The organism is Aureimonas psammosilenae, from assembly GCF_009176975.1.
Lineage (GTDB): Bacteria > Pseudomonadota > Alphaproteobacteria > Rhizobiales > Rhizobiaceae > Plantimonas > Plantimonas psammosilenae.
In genome coordinates, this window is record NZ_WEZG01000005.1 from 37,143 (window position 1) to 61,649 (window position 24,507).

The window sequence follows — 24,507 nt, forward strand, 5'->3', positions numbered from 1 at the left end:
ATCCTCGCGGCAGGGCGGCGCGACTGCCTACCCGCTTTGCCCGCGCGGGAAAAGCCGGATGGTGATTCGGCGAAGGTTCAGCTCGGCATGGAGGAGGCATGGCGCGCGGCGTGGCGAAGGCCAACGACGAGGACATCGGGCCCGCTCACTCGGTAAAATAGTAGATAAGGTTGGACGACCAGTCGACGCATCGACTGACCGCGCGCCGAGACGGGGCTCCCGGTCAACGGGTGAGAAGCGAGCCGCTGTTCGATTTCCTGCAGACTGCCGCGGAGGGACGCGGCCGCGCTGGGAGAGCGTTCTTTCAGAAAATCAAGAATCTCTTCGATCTCTGCGACCGCTGTTTCGGCGTAGCTGACGCTCACCCGCCGTACTTTTTCCACACGGACTGCATCTGCTCCGATGAAACCAAGCGTCCGGCTTCGATGTCGGCGAAGGCTTTCGCGAAGGAAGCCTCCTCCTCCGGCGACAGGACGTAGACGTCTTCGCCGTCCGCCATATCCATCAGGAGGCGTGCAACTTCGTCCTGCCGTTCGGGCGGCAGGGCGCGGATGCGCTGGATGGCCATTTCCATGAGTTCCGTCATGGGTGGAATATGCCCGCGTGGCGGGCTCAAGAAAAGAGCGTCACAGGAAGCTTTGCGGGTCGACGTCGATCTGCACGTGGACCGTGCCGCGCGGGTTGGGCGCTTCCGCGAACATGCGGCGCAGATAGGTCTGAAGCCGCGCGTTTCGCCCCGCCATCACGAGGAGCCGGAAACGGTGGCGGCCGCGCACGAGGGCCAGCGGCGCTTCGGCGGGCCCGAGGATCTCGATCTCGCCATCGTCGGGCGCCGCGCGCCGAAGCGCCCGTGCATGGTCCTCGGCTTCCCTTTTCACTTCTGCCGAAACGATCACGGATGCGAGACGTCCGAACGGCGGCAGGCCGGCGCGCTCGCGCTCGGCCGCTTCCCGCGCGTAGAAGGCAGCGGGCTTGCCGCTGGCGATCGCCTGCATCACCGGATGCTCGGGCTGAAAGGTCTGGATCATTCCCCGGCTCGGCAGGCCCGAGCGTCCGGCGCGGCCCGTCACCTGATGAAGGAGCTGGAAGGTGCGCTCTGCGGCGCGCGGATCGCCGTTCGACAGGCCGAGATCGGCATCCACCGCCCCGACCAGCGTCATCTTCGGGAAATGGTGACCCTTGGCGACGAGCTGCGTGCCGATCACGATGTCGGCCTCGCCGTCGGCGATGGCGTCGAGTTCGCGCCGCAACCTCTTCGGCCCGCCGAGAAGATCGGAGGACAGAAGAATGGTGCGCGCGTCCGGGAAGGTTTCCAGCATTTCCTCGGCGATGCGCTCGACGCCCGGCCCGCAAGCCACGAGATGGTCGAGCGTGCCGCATTCCGGGCAGGCCTCGGGACGGGGGCGCGAGAAGCCGCAATGGTGGCACTGGAGAACGCCGCGCAGGCGATGATCCACGAGCCAGCTCGAACAATCGCCGCATTCGAACCGATGGCCGCAGGAGCGGCAGAGCGTCAGCGGCGCGTAGCCCCGGCGGTTGAGGAAAAGAAGCGCCTGCTCGCCGCGCAGCACCGTGTCGCGAATCGCCGAGATCAGAACCGGCGAGATGAAGCGCCCGCGCTCCGGCGGGTGGTTGCGCATGTCGATGAGGCTCAGATCGGGGAGCGCGGCTTCGGCGAAGCGGGCACCGAGCTTCAGATGGTTGTAGCGCCCACCTTCGGCATTCACCCGCGTTTCCAGGGAAGGCGTGGCGGAGGCCAGCACCACCGGAAAGCCGCCGATGCGCCCGCGCACCACGCCCATGTCGCGGGCGTTATAGAAGGTGCGGTCCTCCTGCTTGTAGGCGGGGTCGTGCTCCTCGTCGATCACGATGAGGCCGAGATCCTTGAAGGGCAGAAACAAGGCCGAGCGCGCGCCGGCGACGACGCGCACGCGCCCTTCCGCCACCTGACGCCAAACGCGTTCGCGGGTCCTTGGGGCCAAGTCCGAATGCCATTGGGCTGGCTCGGAGCCGAAACGCTGGCCGAATCGGTCGATGAAGCTTTGCGTCAGTGCGATCTCGGGCAGGAGGATCAGGACTTGCCGCCCGGCTTCCAAGGCCGCCGCGACCGCTTCGAAATAAACCTCCGTCTTGCCCGAGCCCGTCACGCCTTCCAGAAGCGTCACGGAAAACCCGCCGGTTCCGACGCTCGCGGCCAGCGGTTCGGCGGCGGCCCGTTGAAGCTCGCTGAGATTTGCGCGGGCGTGCCGCGTGTCGGGCGGCTGAACGACGGGAAAGGCCGGCAGCGAAACGGGGCGGAACGTGCCGAGCGTCAGGAGGCCGTCGATCACGGAAGAGGTGACGCCCGCCGCGCGGGCCAAGCCCGACCGCGTCCAGCTTTCCGCCTTTTCTGCGGTTTCGATCACCTTGGCCCGCGCGGCGGTCAGCTTCTGCGGCCGCGTATCGGTCAGGGCGATGCCTTCGGTCGGCGGCTCGGGATCGAAGGCGGTCGGCGCGCGCAGCGCCATGCGCACCACGAGGCCGGGGGGCGAGAGCGTATAGGCGGAGACCCAGTCGATGAAGCGCCGCATGTCCTTCGACAAGGGAGGGCAGTCGAAGACGCGGGTGACCGCCTTCAGCTTCTTCGGATCGATGGCGTCCGGCGCGCTTTCCTCGTCCCAGACGACGCCCGCGACCTGACGGGGCCCGAGCGGCACCTGGACGATGGAGCCGGGCTCCACGGCCATTCCTTCCGGCACGACATAGGAATAGGGCCGCTCGGAAGGCAGTGGTACGAGCACCGGCACGACCCGAGCGGGGCCGAACAGATCCTCCATCAATGTCGATTGCGGGTGCTCGTTCACGTCGGCGCCGTTCCGGCTTATCTTCACCTCGTCGTCCGGCAATGCCGGTCGCTCCTTCTAGCGGATCGGGAGAAAAGGCGCATGGTCACGAAAGTCGCCCTCATCATCGGAGGCGGCAGCGGCATGGGAGCCGAAGCCGCACGCAAGCTCAAGGACGACGGGTTCGAAGTGGGAATCCTGTCGTCGTCGGGCAAGGGCGAGGCGCTGGGCCGCGAACTCGGCGGCATCGGCGTCACCGGCTCGAACCGTTCGGAGGAAGACGTGAAGGCGTTGGTCGAGGCCGCGCTGACGCGTTGGGGCCGGGTCGACGCCCTCGTCAACAGCGCCGGTCACGGACCGCGCGGCGATCTCATGGCGCTTTCCGACACCGACTGGCACGAAGGCATGGACACCTATCTTCTGCCGATGATCCGCGCGAGCCGCCTCGTACTGCCGGCGATGGAAGCGCAGAAGGCCGGCTCGATCGTCAATATCTCGACCTTCGCCGCCTTCGAGCCCGACCCCGCCTTTCCGACGTCGGCGGTGTTCCGCGCAGGGCTTGCGTCCTTCGCCAAGCTCTTCGCCGACAAACATGCCGGCCACGGCATCCGCATGAACAACGTCTTGCCGGGCTTCATCGATTCCTTCGCGCCAAACGAGGAGCGCGTGCGGCAGATCCCGATGAAGCGCTACGGCACGGTCGAGGAAGTCGCCGAACTCGTCGGCTTCCTGGCGTCCGACAAGTCGTCTTATATCACCGGCCAGAATATCCGCATCGACGGCGGCATCACCCGGTCCGTGTGACGCAAAAGCAGGGCGCCGCCTGGAAACGGCGCCCTTGCCGGTGAAGTCTTCAGACCCGGCGCTCGACCATCATCTTCTTGATCTCGGCGATGGCCTTGGCCGGGTTCAGGCCCTTCGGGCAGGTCTGCGTGCAGTTCATGATCGTGTGGCAGCGGTAAAGCCGGAAGGGGTCTTCCAGGTTGTCGAGCCGCTCGCCCGTCGCTTCGTCGCGCGAATCGATCAGCCAGCGATAGGCCTGGAGAAGAACGGCGGGTCCGAGATAACGCTCGCCGTTCCACCAATAGCTTGGGCACGAGGTCTGGCAGCAGAAGCACAGGATGCACTCGTAAAGGCCGTCCAGCTTCTCGCGGTCCGAATGGCTCTGGCGCCATTCCTTCTCGGGCGTCGGGGTTTCCGTCTTCAGCCAAGGATCGATGGAGCGAAGCTGCGCGTAGGGAACCGTCAGGTCGGGCACGAGATCCTTGATCACCGGCATGTGGGGCAGGGGATAGACCTTGATGGCCCCCTTCACCTCGTCCATGCCCTTGGTGCAGGCCAGCGTGTTGGCGCCGTCGATGTTCATGGAGCAGGAGCCGCAGATGCCTTCGCGGCACGAGCGGCGCAGCGTCAGGGTCGAATCGACCTTGTTCTTGATCCACAGAAGCGCGTCGAGCACCATCGGCCCGCAATCGTCGGTATCGACATAGAAAGTGTCGATCCGCGGATTTTCCTCGTCGTCCGGCGACCAGCGATAGATACCGAACTCGCGCACGTTCTTGGCGCCCGCCGGTTTCTCCCACACCTTGCCCTTGGTGATGCGGGAGTTCTTCGGGAGGGTAAGCTCGACCATCGGGGACTAAAACCGGCTGCCAGTTTGGAACGTGTCGAAACATAAAGGGCCCGGCCGCAAAACGAAAGCGGCAAAGCCACGCAGGACATATCGCAAATCGGTTGAAAGTTCTTTTGCGGTCGGCAGCACCAGCCAGTGCCCCGGCGGAAGGTTCGTTCACCGAACACTTACCGTTCCGATCGATTCCCCATTCCGTAACCCGATTGGGAAAGCAGCCCTCTTTAAGAAAGGCTCGACGAAGCGGACGAATCCATGACGAAGCACCGGCGTGATCGAAGAAGAAGGGAGGCAAGAGCGAGCAGTCTCGATCTTCTGCTGTCGCTTTCCTTCGCCTTCATCGTCCTGTGCCTTCTCGGCCTGACGGCAAGCTCCCTCGGGCCGTTCTGGAACGCCTATACCGCCGCCCGCTCCAATCTCGGCGAAACGGCGCGTTTGCGCGCGACCTTCGACGCCGCCAATCGTGTTTCGGCCGAGCGCGGACCGGCAAACAGCCTGATGACGTCGTCTGAGGAGAATATCGTCAGCGCGAGATGGCGTATCGTGGCCGCGCGCGACGAGACCGATCGCGCCCTCGGCGAGCTTGTCGTGGCCATGCGCCAACCCGAAACGGGCGACGCCGAGCGGCGCGAGCTGACGAAGCTGATGGACGCGGCCCGGCAGGCCCTTCTTTACGGTCGCAACCAGATCGACCGCGTCGCCGACATGCCCGGCCAGCATCGGCCCGATGCGGAGATCAAGCGCGCCATCGCCCAGATGTTCGCCGCCTTCGACGCCATACGCGAAATCTCCATTCGGCAGATCGGCGTTCTCGGGCGCCGGAATCCGGCCCTGGCGAGCGTCGCCACGGTGGCGAGCGGGGCGAGCGACCTGCGCGAATATGCCGGGCGCCTCGGCTCGATCATCGTTCCCGCCATCGCGCGCAACGAGCGGCTCTCGCCGTTGGAGCTGGAGCAGGTGGCGCGCATGCAGGGGCGGCTGCACCAGCTCTGGGACCTTCTGCGCGGGCAATCGGAATTCAACGGTGGCGGCCCGCTGGAGGCGGTCGCTGCGAAGGTCGAAGCCGTTTACTTCGGCACCGGCCAATCCTTGATCGCGTCCATGGTGGTGGGTGGAAGCCTCGGGTCCTATCCCATGAGCGTCGGCGACCTGACGCGGCTCTACGTGCCGACCATGATGCCGCTGGAAGAGCTGCGCGAAGCCTATCTCGCCAACATGGCGAACCTTCTGGAAAGGGACGAGGAAGCCGCTTTCCGGCGGCTTTGCGCGGCCGGCGCGGCGGCGATCGTGGTTCTCGCCTGCCTGGCGGCGCTTTTCGCGTGGTTGCGTTTGCGTGTTCTCCGTCCGCTTCTTCAGGCCCGACGGATCGCGCTGGCGCTGGCGAGCGGCGAGGATTCGCCGGATTTCGGCGCCCGGCCCCGAATGCTGGAACTCGTCCGCCTTTTCGAGGCGCTCGCGGTTCTTCGTCACCGGTTGCGCGAACGCGCCGTGACCATGGCCGAATTGCAGAAGCAGGCCGAGACCGATGGCCTCACCGGCGTCTGGAACCGGCGTGCGCTGGAGCGTTTCGCCCTTGTCCTGCCGGCCGGCGAGGAAGCAGCGCGCTTCTGCCTCGTGATCGCCGATATCGATCATTTCAAGTCGATCAACGATACGTTCGGCCATCAGGCGGGGGACGACGTCCTGCGCTCCGTGGCGCGGCGGCTGGCCGATTCGCTCGGCTCCAAGGGGGTGATCGCCCGGCTCGGCGGCGAGGAATTCGCCGTTCTTCTTCCCGGCGGCAATGTCGGCGACGCGCTGCGCACCGCCGAGGAAATGCGCGCCGCCCTTCGCTCCGCTCCCGTTCCGCTCGGTCAGGCCGGCGGGGAGGTCGCGGTTCGAGCGAGCTTCGGGGTCGCGGCCGGACTTCTCGGATCTTCCGGCTGGCCCCGCTTGCTTGGCGCAGCCGATCGCGCACTTTATCGCGCAAAGGCGAACGGGCGCGATTGCGTGCGGCTGGATGGCGGGGACATGGAGGAGATGCCATCGGCCGCCTGAAACCGCGCCGCGCCGACAGGGGATGACGATCGATGAAACACGGCCACTTTCTCGCAAGCGCCATCGACCAGGGGCGGGGGCGCGAAAGCGCCGATCTCGTCCTGAAGAACGGGCGCTTTCTCGATCTCGTCACGGGCGAACTCGTTTCCTCCGATATCGCGATCTGCGCAGACCGGATCGTCGGCACCTTTTGCACCGATTATCGCGGCGCGCGGGAAATCGACATCACGGGCCGGATCGTCGTTCCGGGCTTCATCGATACGCATTTCCACGTCGAATCCTCGCTGATGCCGCCGCAGGAATTCGAGCGCTGCGTTCTGCCGCGCGGCGTCACCACGGGCATCTGCGATCCGCACGAGATGGCCAATGTCCTCGGCACCGAGGCCTTTCGGTGGTTTCTGGAGAATGCCGAGACCATGGCGATGGACCTGCGCGTCCAGCTTTCGTCCTGCGTCCCCGCGACGGACCATCTGGAAACCTCCGGCGCGCGCATTCTGGCCGCCGACCTCCAGCCCTTCATGCATCATCCGAAGGTCATCGGGCTCGCCGAATTCATGAACTTCCCCGGCGTCCTGATGAAGGACGCAGGCGTCATGGAGAAGCTTACGCTCTTCGCCGGTCGCCATATCGACGGCCACGCGCCGCTTCTGCGCGGCCAGGACCTCAACGGTTATATCGCGAGCGGCATCCGCACCGAGCACGAAGCGACGACGGCGGACGAGGCCATGGAGAAGCTGCGCAAGGGCATGACGGTGCTGATCCGCGAAGGCTCCGTTTCCAAGGACCTCCACGCCCTCGCTCCCATCCTGACCGAGCGGACCTCGCCGTTCCTCGCCTTCTGCACGGATGACCGGAACCCGCTCGATATCGCGGAGGAAGGGCATTTCGACTTCATCATCCGCACCGCGATCGCGCTCGGCTGCCCGCCGCTCGCCGCGTACCGGGCCGCGTCATGGTCGGCGGCGCGCGCCTTCGGCCTGTATGACCGCGGCCTCGTCGCGCCCGGCATGCGGGCCGATCTCGTGGTCCTCGACGATCTCGGCGAATGCCGTGTCTCGACCGTCCTGTCCGCCGGGCGTGTGGTGGACGACGCGCTTTTCGCCGCCCGCCGGCCCGTCGCGCCGATAGGCCGGAACAGCGTGAAGGCGCGCCACGTGGAGGCCGAGGATTTCCGCGCCATGGGCTCCGGCCCCGCGACCCCCGTGATCGGCGTCGTGCCGGGCAAGATCATCACCCTTCGCCACGAGATGACCCTGCCTTACCGCGATGGCGAGCGGCTGATCGACCTTGCGCAGGACGCGGTGAAGGTCGCCGTGGTGGAGCGCCACGGCGTCAACGGCAATATCAGAATCGGCTTCGTCCACGGCTTCGGCATGAAGCGCGGCGCGATCGCTTCCTCCGTCGGCCACGATTCGCACAACATCACCGTGGTCGGGGCGAACGAGGCGGACATGGCGGCGGCGGTGAACGCGCTCGGAACCATGGAAGGCGGCTTCGTCGTGGTGGAAGGAGGCACGGTCCTCGCCTCCATCGCCCTTCCCGTGGCAGGCCTCATGAGCCTCAAACCCTACGAGGAGATCACCGCGACGCTGATCGAACTCCGGCAGGCCGCCAAGGGCCTCGGCGTCGTTCTGCCCGAGCCCTTCCTTCAGGTCGCCTTTCTGCCGCTTCCCGTGATCCCGCACCTCAAGATCACCGACAAGGGACTGGTGGATGTCGATCGGTTCGAACTGGTGGAGGGGTGAGGGACCGCCTGTCGCTCATCCGAGCGAACGGGCATGAAGCATGGTTCGGGTCTCGGACAAGATGGAAATTTGCGCTTCACTTAATCTTAGAGCGAATTCCGTAAGCTGCGACTTGAGTTTCGACAAACCCGCTCTTCGAGCGGAAAAGCGGATGCGGATGGGGTGACGGTATGGCAGGGGGCCGAATACCTAAGAGCCTTTGAGGTGACTGCGACGTTTGAAAACGGAAACTCGGCAGGGCTGAACTTCGTCCTCGAAGGTGCTTCTATCTTTGGGGAAAGGTCATGCACTTACAGTGCGGTAGCATCCATCCAAGCGTTCGACCATGAGTCCATCCAATACCCACGAAAAACTTGACCCGCTCTCGCTGTTTCGCGAAACGATCGAGCTGCTCCCGGAAGCGGCGGTGATTTTCGACGCCGAGGATCGCTACCTTTTCTGGAACGCCAAGTACGAAGAGTTCTACGCCGAAAGCGCGCATTCCCCGCTCGTCGGACAATTGTTCGAGGACTACCTGCGCCAGCTCTTGGAACTGAAGCAGGTTCCTGCCGCCGTTGGACGCGAAACGGATTGGCTGGCGGAGCGTATGGCGCGACATCGCCAGCCTTTCTCGCGATACGAGCATCAGATCGCCGGTTCGCGCTGGATTCGGGTGGAGGAGCGAAGGCTCGCGAGCGGCGGGACCATCGGCACGCGCGTCGACATCACCGAACTGAAGCAGCGCGAATTCCAGCTCGCCTATCTGGCGCATCACGATGCCATGACGGGTCTGGCGAACCGCGTCCTGTTGCAGGAGCGTCTCGAAGGGGCCATCGCGCGGTCATCTCCCGACGCTCCCGCAGCGGTGGTCGGGCTGGACCTCGACCGGTTCAAGCATGTCAACGACCATCTCGGCCACCATGCCGGAGACGAGCTTTTGCGTCAGGTCGCGGTTCGTCTGCGCGGAGCGGTCCGATCGAGCGACACCGTCGCCAGGGTCGGCGGCGACGAGTTCGTGATCCTGATCCCCGATCTCCCCGATCCCCGATTCGCGGATGACGCCCTGGGGCGAATCCAGGACAGGGTCAGCGAGCCCTATCTGGTGTTCGGCAACCCGGTCGCGATCGGCGCCAGCGCCGGGCTCGCGCTGATCCCGCAGGACGGGCAGTCCTGCGATGCTCTGCTTCGCCACTGCGACAACGCGATGTATAGTGCCAAGGTCAATGGCCGTGGCGCTCAGGCAAGCCGCGAGTAATTAACCTTCTCCGTCAGGTAGATTGCCGGAACTGCCGATGGGCAGGCTTCAGACGGTGTTGTTCGCCAGCCGATCCATCAACGCGAAACGGCCCGCTTTCGCGGGCCGTGATCGCTCGATGAGCCAAGCGGATCAGTAAACGCGCTTCTTCGGCTTGATGTATTCCATCTCGTTGGACAGCGTGTAGGTGTGCACCGGGCGGTCGTCCAGGGTGACGGTCTTGCCCACCGTGTCGCAGAAGCTCAGCGTGTGCTTCATCCAGTTCTGGTCGTCGCGATCGGGGAAGTCCTCGCGCGCATGGGCACCGCGCGATTCCTGGCGGGCCAGCGCCGAGTCCATGGTGACGACGGCCTGGCTGATGAGGTTGTCGTATTCCAGTGTCTCGATGAGGTCCGTGTTCCAGATGAGAGAGCGGTCCTTGACGTCGACATCCTCCGAGCCCTGCCAGACTTCGTGGATTTTGGTGTGACCCTCTTCCAGCACTTCGCCGGTGCGGAACACGGCGCAGTTCGACTGCATCGTGCGCTGCATCTGGTCGCGAAGCACCGCCGTCGGCGTCGAGCCCTTGGCGTGGCGGAAGCGATCGAGGCGCGCGAGCGAGTTCTCCCCGGCATCGGCCGGCAAAGGCGCATGGCTCTGGCCGGGCGTCACCGTTTCGGCGCAGCGAAGCGCCGCCGCGCGGCCGAAGACCACGAGATCGATCAGCGAGTTGGAGCCGAGCCGGTTGGCGCCGTGAACGGACACGCAGGCCGCTTCGCCGACCGCCATCAAGCCGGGCACGACGGTGTCGGCATCGCCGTTCTTCTTGGTCAGAACCTCGCCGTGATAGTTCGTCGGGATGCCGCCCATGTTGTAATGGACGGTCGGCAGAACCGGGATCGGCTCGCGCGTGACATCCACGCCCGCGAAGATGCGCGCCGATTCCGAAATGCCGGGCAGACGCTCGGCCAGGATTTTCGGGTCCAGATGGTCGAGATGAAGGAAGATATGGTCCTTGTTCTTGCCGACGCCCCGGCCGTCGCGGATCTCCATGGTCATGGAGCGTGACACCACGTCGCGCGAAGCCAGATCTTTGGCGGAGGGCGCATAGCGCTCCATGAAGCGCTCGCCTTCGGAATTCGTCAGGTAACCGCCTTCGCCGCGCGCGCCTTCCGTGATGAGGCAGCCTGCGCCGTAGATGCCGGTCGGGTGGAACTGCACGAATTCCATGTCCTGCAGCGGCAGGCCGGCGCGCAGCACCATGGCGTTGCCGTCGCCCGTGCAGGTATGGGCCGAGGTCGCGGAGAAATAGGCGCGGCCATAGCCGCCGGTCGCCAGGATCGTCTTCTTGGCGCGGAAGCGGTGGATCGTGCCGTCATCCATGCAAAGCGCGACGACGCCCCGGCAGGCGCCTTCCTCATCCATGATGAGGTCGATCGCGAAATACTCGATGAAGAATTCCGAGGAATAACGGAGCGACTGGCCGTAGAGCGTGTGGAGGATGGCGTGGCCGGTGCGGTCGGCGGCGGCGCAGGTGCGCTGCGCGGCCGGTCCTTCGCCGAACTCGGTCGTCATGCCGCCGAAGGGGCGCTGATAGATGCGTCCGTCTTCCGTGCGGCTGAACGGCACGCCGAAATGCTCCAGCTCGTAGACGGCGGCCGGGGCTTCGCGCACGAGATACTCGATGGCGTCCTGGTCGCCCAGCCAGTCCGACCCCTTCACGGTGTCGTACATATGCCAGCGCCAGTCGTCCTTGCCCATGTTGCCGAGCGACGCCGCGACGCCCCCTTGCGCGGCGACGGTGTGCGAGCGCGTCGGGAAGACCTTCGAGATGCAGGCGGTCTTGAGGCCGGCCTGCGCCGCGCCGAGCGTCGCGCGAAGGCCGGCACCGCCGGCGCCCACCACCACCACGTCGAAGGTGTGGTCGATGAACTCGTAGGCCTTGCCGTCGGTGACGCGGGTGGTGCGGTGCGGCTGGCCGCCGCTCGGCGTGTCGGAATGGACCATATCTCAGGCTCCGAAGGTCAGCCTGCCGATCGCGATCAAGGAGACCGCGGCGACGAGGATGGCGAAAAAGGTGTTCAGGATCTGCAGCGGAACGCGCAGGTGCCCGTGGATGTAGTCCTCGATGATGACCTGCATCCCGAGCCGCATATGGAAGGTTGCGGAAACGATCGTCAGCGCCATCACGAGACCGACGAACGGGTTGGCGAAGGCGGCGCGAACATCCGCATAGGTGCCGTCGTGGAGGACGACGAGGAGGATCACGAAGGCGGTCAGGAGGATCGCGTTGGAAATACCGCTGAGCCGCTGGTGCCAGAAATGGCCGGTGCCGTCATGGGCCGCGCCAAGACCGCGAACGCGGGAAAGGTCGGTGCGCATCTTCATGGTGTTTTCCTCAGACGATCGCGACGACGAGCCAGAGCAGGGCGGTGAGGCCGAGCGAGCCGGCGTAATTGGCGACCGCGAGCTTGGTCGAGGTCTCCTTCTGGAGGCCGTGTCCCGTGTCCCAGATGAAGTGGCGGATGCCGCCGAGCATGTGGTGGATCAGCACCCAGCTATAGGCGAACAGCACCAGCCGGCCGATGATCGAGCCGAAGAACCAGGATGCCCAGGCGAAGGCCGCCGGCCCGCTGGCCGCGGCCGCCAGCCACCACACGACCAGAAGCGTGCCGACATAAAGCGCGCCGCCCGTGACGCGGTGCGTGATCGAGGCCGCCATTGTCGGCCGGAATCGGTAGACCGTCAGATGCGGGGAAAGGGGACGGACGATCTTCGTGGTCGACATGAAGGCTCCTCGATGCGGCCGGGCGCGGAATCTTCGCTGCACCGCATCCCGCGTCTTGCCTTACAGCTAAAAGGTCATCGCGCGGTCGAATGCAAGACCTTGGAATCGGTCAAAGGAGCGCGGGGGCGTCAAAATCGATTAGAGACGCGGTGGGCGTCGGTTCCCGTCAGCGCCCGGTGAAGCGGATGACATAGCTCGACCAATCCGCCGTGACGGCGACCGAATCGTAGAACAAGCGGCTCGGGCCGGGATTGCGCGGTGCATGGAGAACAAGCTTCGACCAGCCGCGCGTGTCGGCTTCTTCCGCCAGAAGGTCCACCATGGCGCGAGCGATGCCTTTTCGCCGATGCCGGTGGTCGACATAAAGATGGTCGGCAAGGCCTGAGCGCATGCCGGTGAAGAGATCCGGCAAGTCGTAGAACATCACGAAGCCGACAAGGGCGCCGTCGAGACGCGCGCCGAGGATCTCGGCGCTGCGGTCCTGAAGAAGCTGTTCGGCATAGAGCTTGTCCGGGGCGCTCGGCGCACCGCGAAACATGTCCTGGTTATAGGCCGCGATGAGGGGCGCGAAATCGCGCGCATCCTTCAAGCGCAGGAGCCTGATCTCGATATCGGGATGCGGCAGAACTTCCATTCCGCTCCTGTCCCTCCGAACGAAGCGGCGGTCAAGATACTTAGAGGCTGTCCGAGAAGCCTTCCGGGTCGGTCCGGCAGTGCTTTTCCGGTATTGCTTCGTTGCCAATCCTCGCCGATGCCGCCGGCATCGACTGCGTTTGTCGCCTTGCAAGTACCGAAAAATCCCCGGCCGGACCTCCGCCGGAGACTTCTCAGACAGCCTCTCGGCACCGATGGAAACGGGGGAAGCGGATGGCTTCCCCCGAACCTTGTCGGTCTTATTCGGCGGCTTCGCGCGCGCCGAGACCGAGACGCTCGGCGATCAGGCCGCGCATCTTCTGAAGGTCGGCGTTGAACTGGCGGATGCCCTCGGCGAGTTTTTCCGTCGCCATCGCGTCCTCGTTCATCGCCCAGCGGAAGGCGCGCTCGTCCATGGAAACGCGCTCGGGCTTGGCGCCGTCCATCTCGGGATGGAGCTTGCGCTCCAAGGTGCCCTGGTCCTTGTCGAGTTCATCGAGAAGCGAGGGCGATATGGTGAGGCGGTCGCAGCCCGCCAGTTGCTCGATCTCGCCGGTATTGCGGAAGGACGCACCCATGACCACGGTGTCGATGCCGTGCGCCTTGTAGTAGCGGTAGATTTCCTTCACCGACACGACGCCCGGATCTTCGTCGGAGGAATAGGTCTTGCCGCTGGCCTTCACGTGCCAGTCGAGGATGCGGCCGACGAAGGGCGAGATCAGGAACGCGCCGGCTTCGGCGGCGGCGATGGCCTGCGCCTTGTTGAAGATCAGCGTCATGTTGCAGTCGATGCCGGCTTTCTGGAGCTGTTCCGCCGCACGGATGCCTTCCCAGGTTGAGCCGAGCTTGACGAGGATGCGGTCCTTGGAAACGCCGCGCTCCCCATAGGCCGCGATGATCTCGTGCGCCTTCTTGATGGAGCCTTCCGTGTCGAAGGACAGGTCGGCGTCGACTTCGGTCGACACGCGGCCTTCCACGAGCTTGGTCAGTTCCGCGCCGACGGAGATGGCGAGACGATCGCCGATCTTCACGACGCGCTGCTCGTCGGAAAGGTTCTGCGAGCGGCCCCAGTCGAGCGCCTCGTCGAACTTCTCGGCGAAAAGCGGCAGACCGACGGCTTTCAGCACGAGCGAGGGATTGGTGGTGCAATCGACCGGCTTGAGACGCTTCACCGCATCGATATCGCCGGTATCGGCGACGACGAGGGTCATCTCGCGCAGTTGCTGGAGTTTGCTGGGCATTTCAGGTTTCTCCCGATGACGTGACGGTCGATCACGCCCCATATAGGCGCTTCGCTCGCCGAATCCGACCCCCCGAGATGCGGTTTCGGGACGGTCCAGCGGCGGTTCGGCACCTTTATCGGGAAAGATGCGGCAGGCGGCTACCGATCGAAAGCCTGTCCGGCTATTCGGCCGCCTCCGTCGATTCGAGCTGGTGCTTCAGACTGTCCACCGCGCGGCGGGCCTCAGCGTCCGTGTCGAGCGGGTTGCCGATGCTGAGCGCCTTCACCGCGCCGTTCACGAGTTCGGCCAGATCGTCGCCCTCGGCGTCGATGTGAAGGACGATGGTCTCTTCCTCATGGAAGCGGTCGTTCGAAATCATGGGGGCGATCCTACCCCATCCGCCGGGCGATGCCAGTGCCCGGCGGTGCGACAAGTTTAGCCGTCTTAATGCGACTTTTCAGGCGGTGAGGGGCGCGGTGGCGCGGTGGAGATAGCCGCGCGCCCCGTCGTCCAGTTCGCCTTCCAGCATGTCGCGCACCTGCGCGTGATACTCGTCCACGAAGGCGCGCTCGCCGGCATCCAGAAGCGAGGGGTCGATCAGCCGGCGCTCATAGGGCACGAAGGTCAGCGTTTCGAAACCGAGCGTCCGGCGCTCGGCGCCCGGCGGCTGCGGATCGAGTTCGCGGACGATCAGAAGGTTCTCGATGCGGATGCCGAACGCGCCTTCCTTGTAGTAGCCGGGCTCGTTCGACACCACCATGCCGGCTTCCAACGCGGTTTCCGTGCCGCGCTTGGAGATGCTCTGCGGTCCCTCGTGGACGGACAGATAACAGCCGACGCCGTGGCCGGTGCCGTGGTCGAAATCCGTGCCGGACGCCCACAGGAACTGGCGCGCGAGCGTGTCGATCTGGGCCCCCGTGACGCCGGCCGGAAAGCGCGCGCGCGACACCGCGATATGGCCTTTCAGAACTTGCGTATAACGGCGACGCATCTCGTCCGTCGCCTTCCCCGTCACGGTGACGCGGGTGATGTCGGTGGTGCCGTCGAGATACTGCGCGCCGGAATCCACGAGATAGATGCCGTCGGCCTGGAGCTGCGCGGCCGAGTTCTCGCTCGCATGGTAATGGGCCTGCGCGGCGTTGCCGCCGAAGGCGGAGATCGTGGAAAAGCTGAGGTCCCGGTAAAGATTGCCGACCCGGCGGAACTCTTCCAGCTTCTCGGCGGCCGTCCATTCGGTGAGGCTTTCGGGCGGCGTGTTCTCGAACCAGTGGAGGAAGCGCGTCACGGCGAGGGCGTCGCGCTTGTGGGCGGCACGCATCCCGTTCAATTCGGTCGGCGACTTCACCGCCTTCATCAGGGATATCGGGTCCGGTCCGGCATCGACGCTCGCGCCGGCCGCTTCCAAGGCTTTCGCGATGGCAATCGAGCCGGTCGCGCGGTCGATGCGCACGCGCTTGGGCCCAAGGCCCGCCAGCGCTTTGGGAAGGTCCGGCGCATCGTGGATGTCGATGCCGCCGATCGCCAGAATCGCGTCGCGTGCTTCCCCCTTCAGCTTGTCGGGGGCCATGAACAGGCTGCCGGTGCCGTCCGCCATCAGGATCGCGTAGCCGAATGCGACGGGCAGCATGGCGACGTCACCGCCCCGGATGTTGAAGACCCAGGCGAGATTGTCGGGCGCGGAGATCACAAGAGCGTCGAGGCGCTTTTCCTGCAGCTCGCGCGCCACGCGCTTCAGTTTTTCCTTTGCACTGCTCCCGGCGAACTCTTCCGGGTAAAGGGCGACGGGCGCCTTCGGCTCGGCCGGGCGGTTCGTCCAGACGGCATCCACGAGGTTGCGGCCCGTCGGCACGAGAACGAGCTTCTGGCCGGCGAGCGCCGTTTCGATCTGTCGGATCTGCGGAGGGGTATGGAGGTTGGGATCGAAGCCGATCCGGTCGCCGGGTTGGAGATTGGCCTTGGTCCAGCCTTCCAGCGGCTCGTCGAGGAGGTGACGGTACTCCCAGAAGGCGGGCAGCGCTTCCCCGCGCACCTGGATCGTGTAACGCCCATCCACGAAAAGCGCCGCCTTCTCGCGGCCGATCGCGGCAAAGCCGGCCGAGCCCTTGAAGCCGCTGACATGGGCGAGGCGCTCGGACGAAGCGGCGACATATTCGCCCTGGAACTCGTCGGCGCGCGGAACCAGAAGGGCGGCGAGGTTCTCGCGTTTCATCTCGGCGCGCAGGGCCTGGAGGCGTTCGTGCTGCTCGGTCTCGTTCATCGCTCGCATCCTTCGCCAGCCTTCGCTTGCCGGTGCCATGTGCCATGCGGGTCGCCGGAGGCCAAGCCCGCGGGCGGCGAAACGTCTTGGCGAGGACGCCCGAACGCGGCACATAGCGCTTGCCAAAACAGGAGAGCCCCGATGTTCATCGCCATGAACCGCTTCAAGGTCATCAAGGATGCGGCGGAGGAATTCGAAGAGCTTTGGAGCACCCGCACCTCGAACCTGCGCGGGCTGCCGGGCTTCGTGGAGTTCCACATGCTCAAAGGCCCGGAGCGCGAGGATCACCGGCTCTACTCGTCCCACACGGTCTGGGCGAGCCGCGAGGCCTTCGAGGACTGGACGCGCTCCGAAGCCTTCCGCGCCAGCCACGCGAAGGCGGGCGGCACCCGCCCGCTTTATCTCGGCCATCCCGAGTTCGAGGGCTTCGAGGTCATCCAGACCATCGAAGCCTGAGGGTTCCTCAGCGCGAGCGCACCGGAACGGTGAGGGGGGTCACACGGCTCCCCACGCCTTCGGGCGGCGCAGGCACCGGGCTTGCCCGGCGCACCAAGGCGACGGCCTCGCGGTCGAAGGCGCTATCGCCGGACGAACTGGCGACGCTGGCCGAAATGATGCGCCCGCTCCGATCGATGGAGAAGGAAACGCGCGCGGTCAGTCCGGCGGAACCGGCGGTGCGAGGCGCTTGCGCACGGATGCGCGAGATCACCTGCCGCGCCCATGTCGCCTGCGTGGCGCGCGGGGCCGATGCCGTGTTGCGGGCCGCCGGCGCGCTTGAGGCCGGCGCGGTGGACGCCTGCCGCTGCGGCTGGGGCTTCGGCTGTTCGCGGCGCTCGGCCCGGCGCGTTTCCTTTGGGCGCGGTGGCTCCTTGCGCTCCACGCGCGGGCGCGGGGGAACGGGCTTCGGGGCCGGCACCGGCGCGTTCAGGACGGCTTCCGCCGCGTCGTTCTGCGGCAGTTCCGGCACGGGCTCGGGCGGGGGCGGCGTCGGCTCCGGGATCGGTTCGGGCAAAGGCTCCGGCGGCGGGGGCTCGGGCGGCGGCGGCTCCACCACGGGCTCCGGCGGAGGCGGGGGAGGTTCCGCCACGGGTTCCGGCGGTGGCGGTACCGGCTCGGGCGGCGGCGGTTCGGCCACCGGCTCAGGCGGCGGCGGTGTCGGCTCGGGCTCCGGCGCGACGGCGGGCTCGGGCGGCGGAGGCGGCGTTTCCGCGACGGGCTGTTCCACTGGGGGCTCCGGGGTCGGCTCGGGCGCGGGCGGCGGCGCTTCCTCGATGGCCTCCATCGGCTCCAGATCGATCATCACCGCATCGTTGAGATCGCCGAGCGCGCCTTCGGGAGCCGGCAGGTTCGATGCGAACCAGAGCGCGCCGGAAAAGGCGAGCGCCACCACGACGCTCGAAAAACCCCAGCGGGCGGCAGCCGCCCCGAGGCTTTCGCCCGCGATGCGGTGAGGGGCTTCCAGCGCGAGCGTCATGGGGCGGCGGGCGTGAGGGGCGCGGCGGGGGGCGGCGCGCCGGCCGGCGACACCGATTCGAGGCCCACCAGCGCGATCTTCAGATAGCCCGCGCTTCTCATGGCGTTCATCACCTCCATGAGGTCGCCATAGGAAACGCCCTTGTCGGCGCGCAGGAAGATGCGCTCGTCGCGGTTGGCCCCGGTGCGCCCGTCGAGCGTGGCCCCAAGCGCGGCGCGGTCCACGGGATCGTTGCCGAGCACGAGGCCGAGGTCTTGCCTGACGGTCAGGAGCACCGGCTCGTCGGTGCGGGGTTTCGGCTGCGCGTTGGAGGCCGGCAGGTCCACCGGCACGTCCACCGTGGAAAGCGGCGCGGCGACCATGAAGATGATGAGAAGCACCAGCACCACGTCGATGAACGGCGTGACGTTGATGTCGGCGAGTTCGCCCTCGTGATCCGAGTGGCTGTCCTTGACGCTGAAGGCCATGGGCCCGTCACTCCGCCGCTTCGAGACGGCGGCGCGGCGGGATGCCGGCGCGGCGCTCGCGGTCGAGATCGCGTGACAGATGGCGCATCACCTCGGCCGAAGCGTCGGACAGAACCGTGCGGTAGCCGCCGATGGCGCGCGAGAAGACGTTGTAGAAGACGACGGCGGGAATGGCCGCCACGAGGCCGATGGCGGTGGCCAGCAGCGCTTCGGCGATGCCGGGCGCGACCACCGCGAGGTTGGTGGTGTTCGACTGGCTGATGCCGATAAAGGAATTCATGATGCCCCAGACCGTGCCGAACAGGCCGACAAAGGGCGAGATGGAGCCGATGGTGGCGAGAATGCCCGTGCCGCGCGCCATGTTGCGCCCGGCGCGCGCTTCGATCCGGCCGATGGAGATGGCGACGCGCTCCTTGATGCCGTCCGGTGCGAGGTCGGCGGAGCGCTTCTTTTCCTGGATCGCGCTGCGAACGAGGGCTGCAACGGGGCCCCGCTTGAAGCGGCGCTCCATTTCACCTTCCAGATCGTTGAGGCCTTCCGCTTGTTCCAGGGCGGACAGCCCGCGCCGGATGCGGGCGCGCGCGCCGACGAGTTCCAGCGTTTTGGCGAGCCAGATCACCCAGGTCGCGACGGCGGCGACGGCGAGCGCCGTCATCACCGACTTCACCACGATGTCGGCGGCCATGAACATGCCCCAGGGGGACAGGTCGTGCGGCAGGCTCGCGCCGCCGACGACGGTCGGCGGGGGGCTGTCCGGGCTTGCGGCCGGCGCGGCGCTCGGTGCTTCGGCGGGTTCGGACGTCACCGGGGCGGGGGGTGTCGCCGGGCTCGGCGCGGGTGCTGCCGGGCTTGCGCCGGTCGGGGCTGGCGCTTCGGACGGCGGGGTTTCAACAGGAACGGCCGGGCTCGTCTGGGCAGGCGCGAGCGTCGGTGCGGTCTGCGCTGCATCCTGTGCGTGAACGGGAAGCGCCGTTGCAGCGAGGAGAACGAACGCCGCCGCGACCCGGCCGAGCCGTTTGGCGGTTCTGCCGTTCAAACCTTCCGCTGATGTCCTGCGGCAGGGAATCGGCATGGCTGTCTCCTTCGGAATCGTGCTGTGCCGAAAATGCCGGCGAGCGCCGTTCCTTGTTCATAGATGATTTAAAAACTCAAGTTTCGAGACGTTCATTCACCGATTTTGTTCCCGATTATCATATGGGCACGAGGTTTTGCGCGAATTGCCGGCTGCATTCCGCCCATGAGAAGCCTTCCGCGAATGCCCGGCACGCCGCCCGGTCGAGGTCGAGCGCGGCCAGGGCGGCGCTTGCCAGATCTTCCGACAGAACGCCGACTTCCGGGTGCGACCCGACGATGTCCATCGGGCCGGGTACCGGAAAAGCCGCGACCGGCGTGCCGCAGGCGAGCGCTTCCAGCACCACGAGCCCGAAGGTCTCGAAACGCGACGGCAGCACGAAGACATCGGCCGCCGAGAAATGCCGTGCGAGATCCTCGCCGTGGCGGTAGCCGGTGAAATGCACCGCGGGCCATGCCTTCCGATAATCGGCGAGCGACGGGCCGTCGCCGACCACGAGCTTGGTGCCTGGCAGGTTCAACCGGAAGAAGGCTTCGAGGTTCTTTTCCTTCGCCACGCGCCCGACATAGGCGAAGATCGGGCGGGGAAGCTTCAGGAAGTCGGGATCGAAATCCGGATCATCGCGCCAGGGGCGGAAGGCGCTCGTATCCACCGCGCGGCCCCAGCGGCGGATGCGGCGGAAGCCGTATTGCCCGAGCTGGCGTTCCAAGCTGTCGGTCTGCACCATGAAGCCGGCACCCGCATCGTGGAACCAGCGCTGCATCCGATAGAAATGGCGACGGTCGAGCCCAAGCCTTGCTTCGAAATAATCGCCGAACCGGGTGTGGAAGGAAGTCGTGAAAGGGATGCCGCGCTTGGCGCACCAGCGGCGGGTGGCGAGGCCTATGGGGCCTTCCACCGGCACGTGGATCGCGTCCGGCGCGAAATCCTCGATCATCCGCCCCAGCCGTTTGGCACTCGGCAGGGCGAGCCGCACTTCCGGATAGCTCGGGGCCGGCAGGGTGAAGGGAAAGCGATCCGGGCCGATGATCTCCACCACGTGCCCGGCGTCCCGCAGGTTGTGGGCCGTGGTCTCGAAAACCCGCACGACTCCGTTGATCTGCGGCTTCCAGGCGTCCGTTGCAATCAGGATGCGCATCACCAAAAACGCCGCCACGCCTTCCGAGTCCAGGTTTTCCGTTCTACATGGCAATGTTAGGTGAGTGAACCGGGTCCTGCATACGGGCTCCCAGGAGACGATAGTTCCACTGTCATGAGAATCATTGTTCTGGGCGGCGACGGATTCTGCGGCTGGCCGACCTCGCTTCATCTTTCCGCCAACGGTCACCACGTGACCATCGTGGACAATCTGGTTCGCCGGCGCACCGACGAGGAACTCGGCGCGTCGAGCCTCACCCCGATCCGCCCGATCGAGGAGCGGCTCGCCGCATGGCGCGAAACGCGCAACTCGCCGATCGACTTCGTCCAACTCGACGTGGCGGAAGACTACGACGCGCTGGAGGAACTGTTTCGCGAAGCGCGGCCGGACGCGATCGTCCATTTCGCCGAACAACGCGCCGCGCCCTATTCCATGAAGTCGCCGCGCCACAAGCGCTACACGGTAGACAACAACGTCAACGCCACCAACGCGGTGCTTTGCGCCATGGTGGAGGCCGCGCCCGACGCGCATCTCGTGCATCTCGGCACGATGGGCGTCTACGGCTACGGTAAGACCAAGGGAATGACGATCCCCGAGGGTTACATCGACGCCACCCTGCGCTCCGGCGGCGTGTCGGCGGATGTCGAGATTCTTTATCCGGCCGATCCCGGCTCGATCTACCACATGACCAAGACGGTGGATCAGCTCCTCTTCTATTACTACGCCAAGAACGACGGGCTGAAGATCACCGATCTCCATCAGGGAATCGTCTGGGGCACGACGACGCCCGAAACCGATCTGGACGAACGCCTCGTCAACCGCTTCGACTACGACGGCGACTACGGCACGGTGCTGAACCGCTTCCTGTGTCAGGCGGCCATCGGCCATCCGCTGACGGTTCACGGCTCGGGCGGGCAGACGCGCGCCTTCATCCATATCCGCGACACGGTGCAGTGCATCGCCAAAGCCGCGCAAACGCCGCCCAAACGCGGCGACCGGGTGCGGATCATCAACCAGATGACCGAAACGCACCGCGTGCGCGATCTCGCGGCGATGATTTCCGGCATGACCGGCGTTCCGGTGGAGCACCAGCTCAACCCGCGCAAAGAAGCGGCCGAGAACGATCTCGTGGTCGCCAACGACACGCTTTTGAAGCTCGGCTTGAAGCCCACGCGGCTGTCGGACGGGCTGATGACGGAAGTGGTGGAGATCGCCCGGCGTTATGCCGACCGCTGCGACCGATCCAAGATCGTGTCGCAGAGCCAGTGGGTGCGCCCGCTCGCGGCTGAATAGAGCATCACTCGCGGGGCGCGATCTCGCGCCAGCCATGGATCACGCGGCGGGTCTCGATCTCCGCCGTGAAGTAGTTTCCTTGAGACGACTGGTCGTGTCGGCGCGAGATGCCGAGCCCGGCAAGATGGCAATAAAGCAGCGTGCCGACGCCGCCATGGGCGACGAGCGCCAGATCGCCGGCGGTATGGGAGGCGATGGCGCGCTTCATTGCGGCGACCACCCGTGCCTGCGCATCCACCGCCCGCTCCCAACCCCTGACGCTGCGCTCCGGCTGCGCGAAGAAGGCGTCGGCCGTGGCCTCGAATTCCGGCGGGGGCAGGAAGCCCGTGGCGCTGCGGTCGTTCTCGCCGAGGCCTTCGTCCACCTCCACCGACAGCCCGAAGGCGCCGGCCAAAATCCCCGCCGCTTCGATCGCCTTGGTTTCCGTGCTGGCGACGATTCGGCCGATCCCGCGCGCCGCATCGCAATGGGCAAAGGCGCGCATCCGCGCGATGCCGATCTCCGAAAGGTGCCAGCGCGGGACCGGTTGCCGGGGGTCCACGACGACTTCGGGATGGGTGATGAAGACGAGCCGAGCCATGGGCCAAGGCTTCTAACACGGATGGCTGAGCGCTGCTCAACTGAAGGGCGAATGCCTTTCCTTCACAGTGCCTATCGAAGCTTGGCACCCGGCTCACTATCTCGTGGCTTCCGACACCCCATCGAGTTCTGATCGTCTTGCCGGAATCCTCCCATCCCACCCCCGCTCCCTTCGGGGACGGTCTGCCGCCGTCGATCGGCCCGATCCTTTTCGCCAGGGGAGGGGATCATCGAGAGTTCCGTCTGACGGCCCTTTTCCTCGCGCCCTCATGGAGGCAAGCGCCGAAGCTGGTGGCGGGGGCGCAAGAGATCGCGGGGCGGCCCATCGCGGAGATCTTCGGCTGGAGCGCCCATGCCTACGACTTCGCGCTTCCCGCCCGAAAGGGTGCGAGTTACGAACTCGGCGGCCGGACCTATCCCGTTTGCGCCGATCTTTCCGGCGACATGCGGCTCGCCTTCGTGTCGTGCAACGGGCAGGAGGAAGGCGACGCGGATCGCCCGCTGGAGGTTCGCAACCGCATGTGGCGACGGCTCCTGACCGAGCACGGGGAGCGGCCCTTTTCGCTTCTCGTGCAGGGCGGCGACCAGCTCTACGCCGACGAGGCGATGCGGAGCCATCCAGAAACGGCGCGCTGGAAGAAGGCGCCGAACCGCAAGCGCCCCGGCATCGCCTTCACGCCCGAAATGCGCTTGGCGGCACGGCGCTGGTATGCCGAGCGCTATCTTCGGCTCGCGGCCGAACCCGCCATGGCCGAGATCGTGGCGCGCGTGCCCTCGATGATGATGTGGGACGACCACGACATCATGGACGGCTGGGGCAGCCATCCGGCGGCCATTCAGGAAAGCCCCGTCGGCATCGGCTTGTTCGAGGTCGCGCGCGAGATGTTCAAGCTGTTCCAGCTCGGGCTCGGCGCGGACGAGCCGATGCCGCTTGCACCAAGCCCGAGCGAGGCCGGCTTCACCTTCGGCGCCCGCTTTCCGGGCCTGTCCATTCTCGTGCCGGACCTTCGCAGCGAACGCAGCCTGACGCGTGTCATGGGGCCGGAGGGCTGGCGGGCCTTCGATCGGCTTCTGGAAGACGTCGGCGAAGGCGACCGGGTGGTCCTCGTGTCCACCGTGCCGGTTCTCGGGCCTCGGCTATCGGTGGTGGAGCGGCTTCTGAACAAGATGCCGAAAGCGCAGGACTACGAGGACGACCTGCGCGACCAATGGCAATCCTACGCCCACCGGCTGGAATGGGTGCGCCTTCTGGAAAGCTTGGAGCGCGTGGCGCAAACGCGCGGCGCGGCGGTCACGGTCCTGTCCGGCGAGATCCACCTCGCGACACGGGGCACCATGTCCTTTCGCGGCGGGGCGGGCGAGTTGCATCAGCTCGTCGCCTCCGGCATCACCCATCCCGAGCCCTCGTCGCTTTATGCCGGCGGGCTCGGCCTTCTCGCGCGCTTCGGCGAGTCCCCCGTGCCGGGATGCCCGATCCGCATGCGACCGCTCCCTGGAAAAAGCGCGACCTACACGGCCGAGCGAAACTATCTCGTGCTCGATCGGCAAGGCGGGCGCTGGACGGCCGAATGGGAGCTGGAAAAAAGCGGGCGCACGAAGAGCCTCGCGATTTGAGAGCCACGACCCCTTTTTTGTGACAATGGCATCTGTCATCGAAACGTCATGGGAAAAGAGATCGAACGCAAGTTCCTCGTGACGGACGAGGCATGGCGCGCTCTAATCAGCGACGAGGGCGAGGCTTTTCGGCAGTTCTACCTTGCCCGCCGCGACGGGTTTTCGGTGCGCCTGCGCATCGTGGACGGCGCCAAGGCTTTTTTGACGATGAAGACCGGCATCGGTCTGTCGCGCGGCGAATACGAATACGAGATTCCGCTGACCGATGCCGCCGAACTGGAAGCGGCCCATATCGGCACCGTGATCGAGAAGCGCCGCTTCCGCATCCCCCTCGGTGACCATATGATCGAGGTGGACGTTTTTTCCAGCGCGCTGGCGCCCCTCGTTTTTGCCGAGATCGAACTGGAAGGCGAGGAGGATCGTTTCCACGCCCCTGCCTGGTTCGGCCGCGAACTGACCGACGATCCGGCCTATTCCAACCTGTCGCTGGCTCTTCATGGCCTGCCGAAGGAGTCCTGACGA

24 protein-coding genes are annotated in these 24,507 nt (G+C 66.0%); 8 read left to right on the forward strand and 16 right to left on the reverse strand.

The features are described from left to right. Positions 1 to 77: 77 nt before the first annotated feature. From F9929_RS10770 to F9929_RS10780, 3 genes are read right to left on the reverse strand one after another with little or no spacing between them, the layout of a single operon-like run. A complete protein-coding gene (locus F9929_RS10770) occupies positions 78 to 365 on the reverse strand; it encodes a type II toxin-antitoxin system RelE/ParE family toxin (protein WP_193227705.1) in 288 nt (95 codons plus the stop codon). Next, positions 362 to 586, reverse strand: a complete 225-nt coding sequence (locus F9929_RS10775; RefSeq protein ID WP_152046585.1) for a hypothetical protein — start codon at positions 584 to 586, stop codon at positions 362 to 364. Before F9929_RS10775 ends, F9929_RS10770 begins: the two co-directional genes overlap by 4 nt. Positions 587 to 626: 40 nt before the next feature. Beyond that, entirely contained in the window at positions 627 to 2,816 is a 2,190-nt protein-coding gene (locus F9929_RS10780) for a primosomal protein N' (protein WP_152046847.1), read from the reverse strand. Between the two features lie 108 nt (positions 2,817 to 2,924). Between F9929_RS10780 and F9929_RS10785 the strand changes: the two genes are divergently transcribed. After that, entirely contained in the window at positions 2,925 to 3,626 is a 702-nt protein-coding gene (locus tag F9929_RS10785) for an SDR family oxidoreductase (RefSeq protein ID WP_152046586.1), read from the forward strand. A 49-nt stretch (positions 3,627 to 3,675) separates the two neighbouring features. Here F9929_RS10785 and F9929_RS10790 read toward each other — a convergent pair whose 3' ends face one another. After that, entirely contained in the window at positions 3,676 to 4,455 is a 780-nt protein-coding gene (locus F9929_RS10790; protein ID WP_152046587.1) for a succinate dehydrogenase iron-sulfur subunit, read from the reverse strand. A gap of 252 nt (positions 4,456 to 4,707) precedes the next feature. Between F9929_RS10790 and F9929_RS10795 the strand changes: the two genes are divergently transcribed. The 3 genes from F9929_RS10795 to F9929_RS10805 all read left to right on the forward strand — a co-directional run bounded on the left by F9929_RS10795 (position 4,708) and on the right by F9929_RS10805 (position 9,468). Next, positions 4,708 to 6,489 carry a GGDEF domain-containing protein gene (locus F9929_RS10795; protein WP_152046588.1) on the forward strand — a complete coding sequence of 594 codons (1,782 nt, stop codon included), beginning with the start codon at positions 4,708 to 4,710 and terminating at the stop codon, positions 6,487 to 6,489. Between the two features lie 32 nt (positions 6,490 to 6,521). Continuing rightward, positions 6,522 to 8,234, forward strand: a complete 1,713-nt coding sequence (gene ade / locus F9929_RS10800; protein WP_152046589.1) for an adenine deaminase — start codon at positions 6,522 to 6,524, stop codon at positions 8,232 to 8,234. A 325-nt stretch (positions 8,235 to 8,559) separates the two neighbouring features. Then, entirely contained in the window at positions 8,560 to 9,468 is a 909-nt protein-coding gene (locus F9929_RS10805; protein WP_152046590.1) for a sensor domain-containing diguanylate cyclase, read from the forward strand. 132 nt (positions 9,469 to 9,600) lie between these two features. Here F9929_RS10805 and sdhA read toward each other — a convergent pair whose 3' ends face one another. From sdhA to F9929_RS10840, 7 genes are all read right to left on the reverse strand, one after another. Next, the gene (gene sdhA, locus F9929_RS10810) at positions 9,601 to 11,454 is read right to left on the reverse strand and encodes a succinate dehydrogenase flavoprotein subunit (protein WP_152046591.1); all 1,854 of its coding nucleotides are present in this window, start codon (positions 11,452 to 11,454) and stop codon (positions 9,601 to 9,603) included. A 3-nt stretch (positions 11,455 to 11,457) separates the two neighbouring features. Continuing rightward, a complete protein-coding gene (sdhD, locus tag F9929_RS10815) occupies positions 11,458 to 11,835 on the reverse strand; it encodes a succinate dehydrogenase, hydrophobic membrane anchor protein (protein ID WP_152046592.1) in 378 nt (125 codons plus the stop codon). A gap of 10 nt (positions 11,836 to 11,845) precedes the next feature. Beyond that, positions 11,846 to 12,235, reverse strand: coding sequence for a succinate dehydrogenase, cytochrome b556 subunit (gene sdhC, locus F9929_RS10820; protein WP_152046593.1), 390 nt, complete (start codon positions 12,233 to 12,235; stop codon positions 11,846 to 11,848). Between the two features lie 166 nt (positions 12,236 to 12,401). Then, positions 12,402 to 12,869: a GNAT family N-acetyltransferase gene (locus F9929_RS10825; protein ID WP_152046594.1), complete on the reverse strand. Its 468-nt coding sequence runs from the start codon at positions 12,867 to 12,869 to the stop codon at positions 12,402 to 12,404. Positions 12,870 to 13,128: 259 nt separating this feature from the next. Beyond that, on the reverse strand, positions 13,129 to 14,109 hold the full coding sequence (gene tal / locus F9929_RS10830) for a transaldolase (RefSeq protein WP_152046595.1): 981 nt from the start codon (positions 14,107 to 14,109) through the stop codon (positions 13,129 to 13,131). A gap of 163 nt (positions 14,110 to 14,272) precedes the next feature. After that, entirely contained in the window at positions 14,273 to 14,470 is a 198-nt protein-coding gene (locus F9929_RS10835) for a hypothetical protein (RefSeq protein ID WP_152046596.1), read from the reverse strand. Between the two features lie 78 nt (positions 14,471 to 14,548). Then, positions 14,549 to 16,348, reverse strand: a complete 1,800-nt coding sequence (locus F9929_RS10840) for an aminopeptidase P family protein (protein WP_235919200.1) — start codon at positions 16,346 to 16,348, stop codon at positions 14,549 to 14,551. A gap of 141 nt (positions 16,349 to 16,489) precedes the next feature. Between F9929_RS10840 and F9929_RS10845 the strand changes: the two genes are divergently transcribed. Further along, positions 16,490 to 16,804: an antibiotic biosynthesis monooxygenase family protein gene (locus F9929_RS10845; protein ID WP_152046598.1), complete on the forward strand. Its 315-nt coding sequence runs from the start codon at positions 16,490 to 16,492 to the stop codon at positions 16,802 to 16,804. Between the two features lie 7 nt (positions 16,805 to 16,811). Here F9929_RS10845 and F9929_RS10850 read toward each other — a convergent pair whose 3' ends face one another. The 4 genes from F9929_RS10850 to F9929_RS10865 form a co-directional block, all read right to left on the reverse strand. Further along, positions 16,812 to 17,822 carry an energy transducer TonB family protein gene (locus F9929_RS10850; protein ID WP_152046599.1) on the reverse strand — a complete coding sequence of 337 codons (1,011 nt, stop codon included), beginning with the start codon at positions 17,820 to 17,822 and terminating at the stop codon, positions 16,812 to 16,814. Next, positions 17,819 to 18,289, reverse strand: a complete 471-nt coding sequence (gene exbD, locus F9929_RS10855; RefSeq protein ID WP_152046600.1) for a TonB system transport protein ExbD — start codon at positions 18,287 to 18,289, stop codon at positions 17,819 to 17,821. The genes F9929_RS10850 and exbD overlap by 4 nt, the downstream gene beginning before the upstream one ends. A 7-nt stretch (positions 18,290 to 18,296) precedes the next feature. Continuing rightward, positions 18,297 to 19,361 carry a tonB-system energizer ExbB gene (gene exbB / locus F9929_RS10860; protein ID WP_152046601.1) on the reverse strand — a complete coding sequence of 355 codons (1,065 nt, stop codon included), beginning with the start codon at positions 19,359 to 19,361 and terminating at the stop codon, positions 18,297 to 18,299. Positions 19,362 to 19,479: 118 nt separating this feature from the next. After that, positions 19,480 to 20,517 (reverse strand): glycosyltransferase family 4 protein, encoded by a 1,038-nt coding sequence (locus tag F9929_RS10865; RefSeq protein WP_235919203.1) that lies wholly within the window; start codon positions 20,515 to 20,517, stop codon positions 19,480 to 19,482. A gap of 96 nt (positions 20,518 to 20,613) precedes the next feature. On the opposite strand from F9929_RS10865, the gene F9929_RS10870 reads away from it, so the two are divergent. Continuing rightward, positions 20,614 to 21,792 (forward strand): NAD-dependent epimerase/dehydratase family protein, encoded by a 1,179-nt coding sequence (locus F9929_RS10870; RefSeq protein ID WP_152046602.1) that lies wholly within the window; start codon positions 20,614 to 20,616, stop codon positions 21,790 to 21,792. Between the two features lie 4 nt (positions 21,793 to 21,796). On the opposite strand, the gene F9929_RS10875 is transcribed toward F9929_RS10870, so the two are convergent. Next, positions 21,797 to 22,372: a histidine phosphatase family protein gene (locus tag F9929_RS10875; protein ID WP_152046603.1), complete on the reverse strand. Its 576-nt coding sequence runs from the start codon at positions 22,370 to 22,372 to the stop codon at positions 21,797 to 21,799. A 290-nt stretch (positions 22,373 to 22,662) separates the two neighbouring features. Between F9929_RS10875 and F9929_RS10880 the strand changes: the two genes are divergently transcribed. Continuing rightward, positions 22,663 to 23,985 carry an alkaline phosphatase D family protein gene (locus F9929_RS10880; protein ID WP_210251330.1) on the forward strand — a complete coding sequence of 441 codons (1,323 nt, stop codon included), beginning with the start codon at positions 22,663 to 22,665 and terminating at the stop codon, positions 23,983 to 23,985. Positions 23,986 to 24,033: 48 nt separating this feature from the next. After that, positions 24,034 to 24,504: a CYTH domain-containing protein gene (locus tag F9929_RS10885; RefSeq protein ID WP_152046604.1), complete on the forward strand. Its 471-nt coding sequence runs from the start codon at positions 24,034 to 24,036 to the stop codon at positions 24,502 to 24,504. Positions 24,505 to 24,507: the final 3 nt, after the last annotated feature.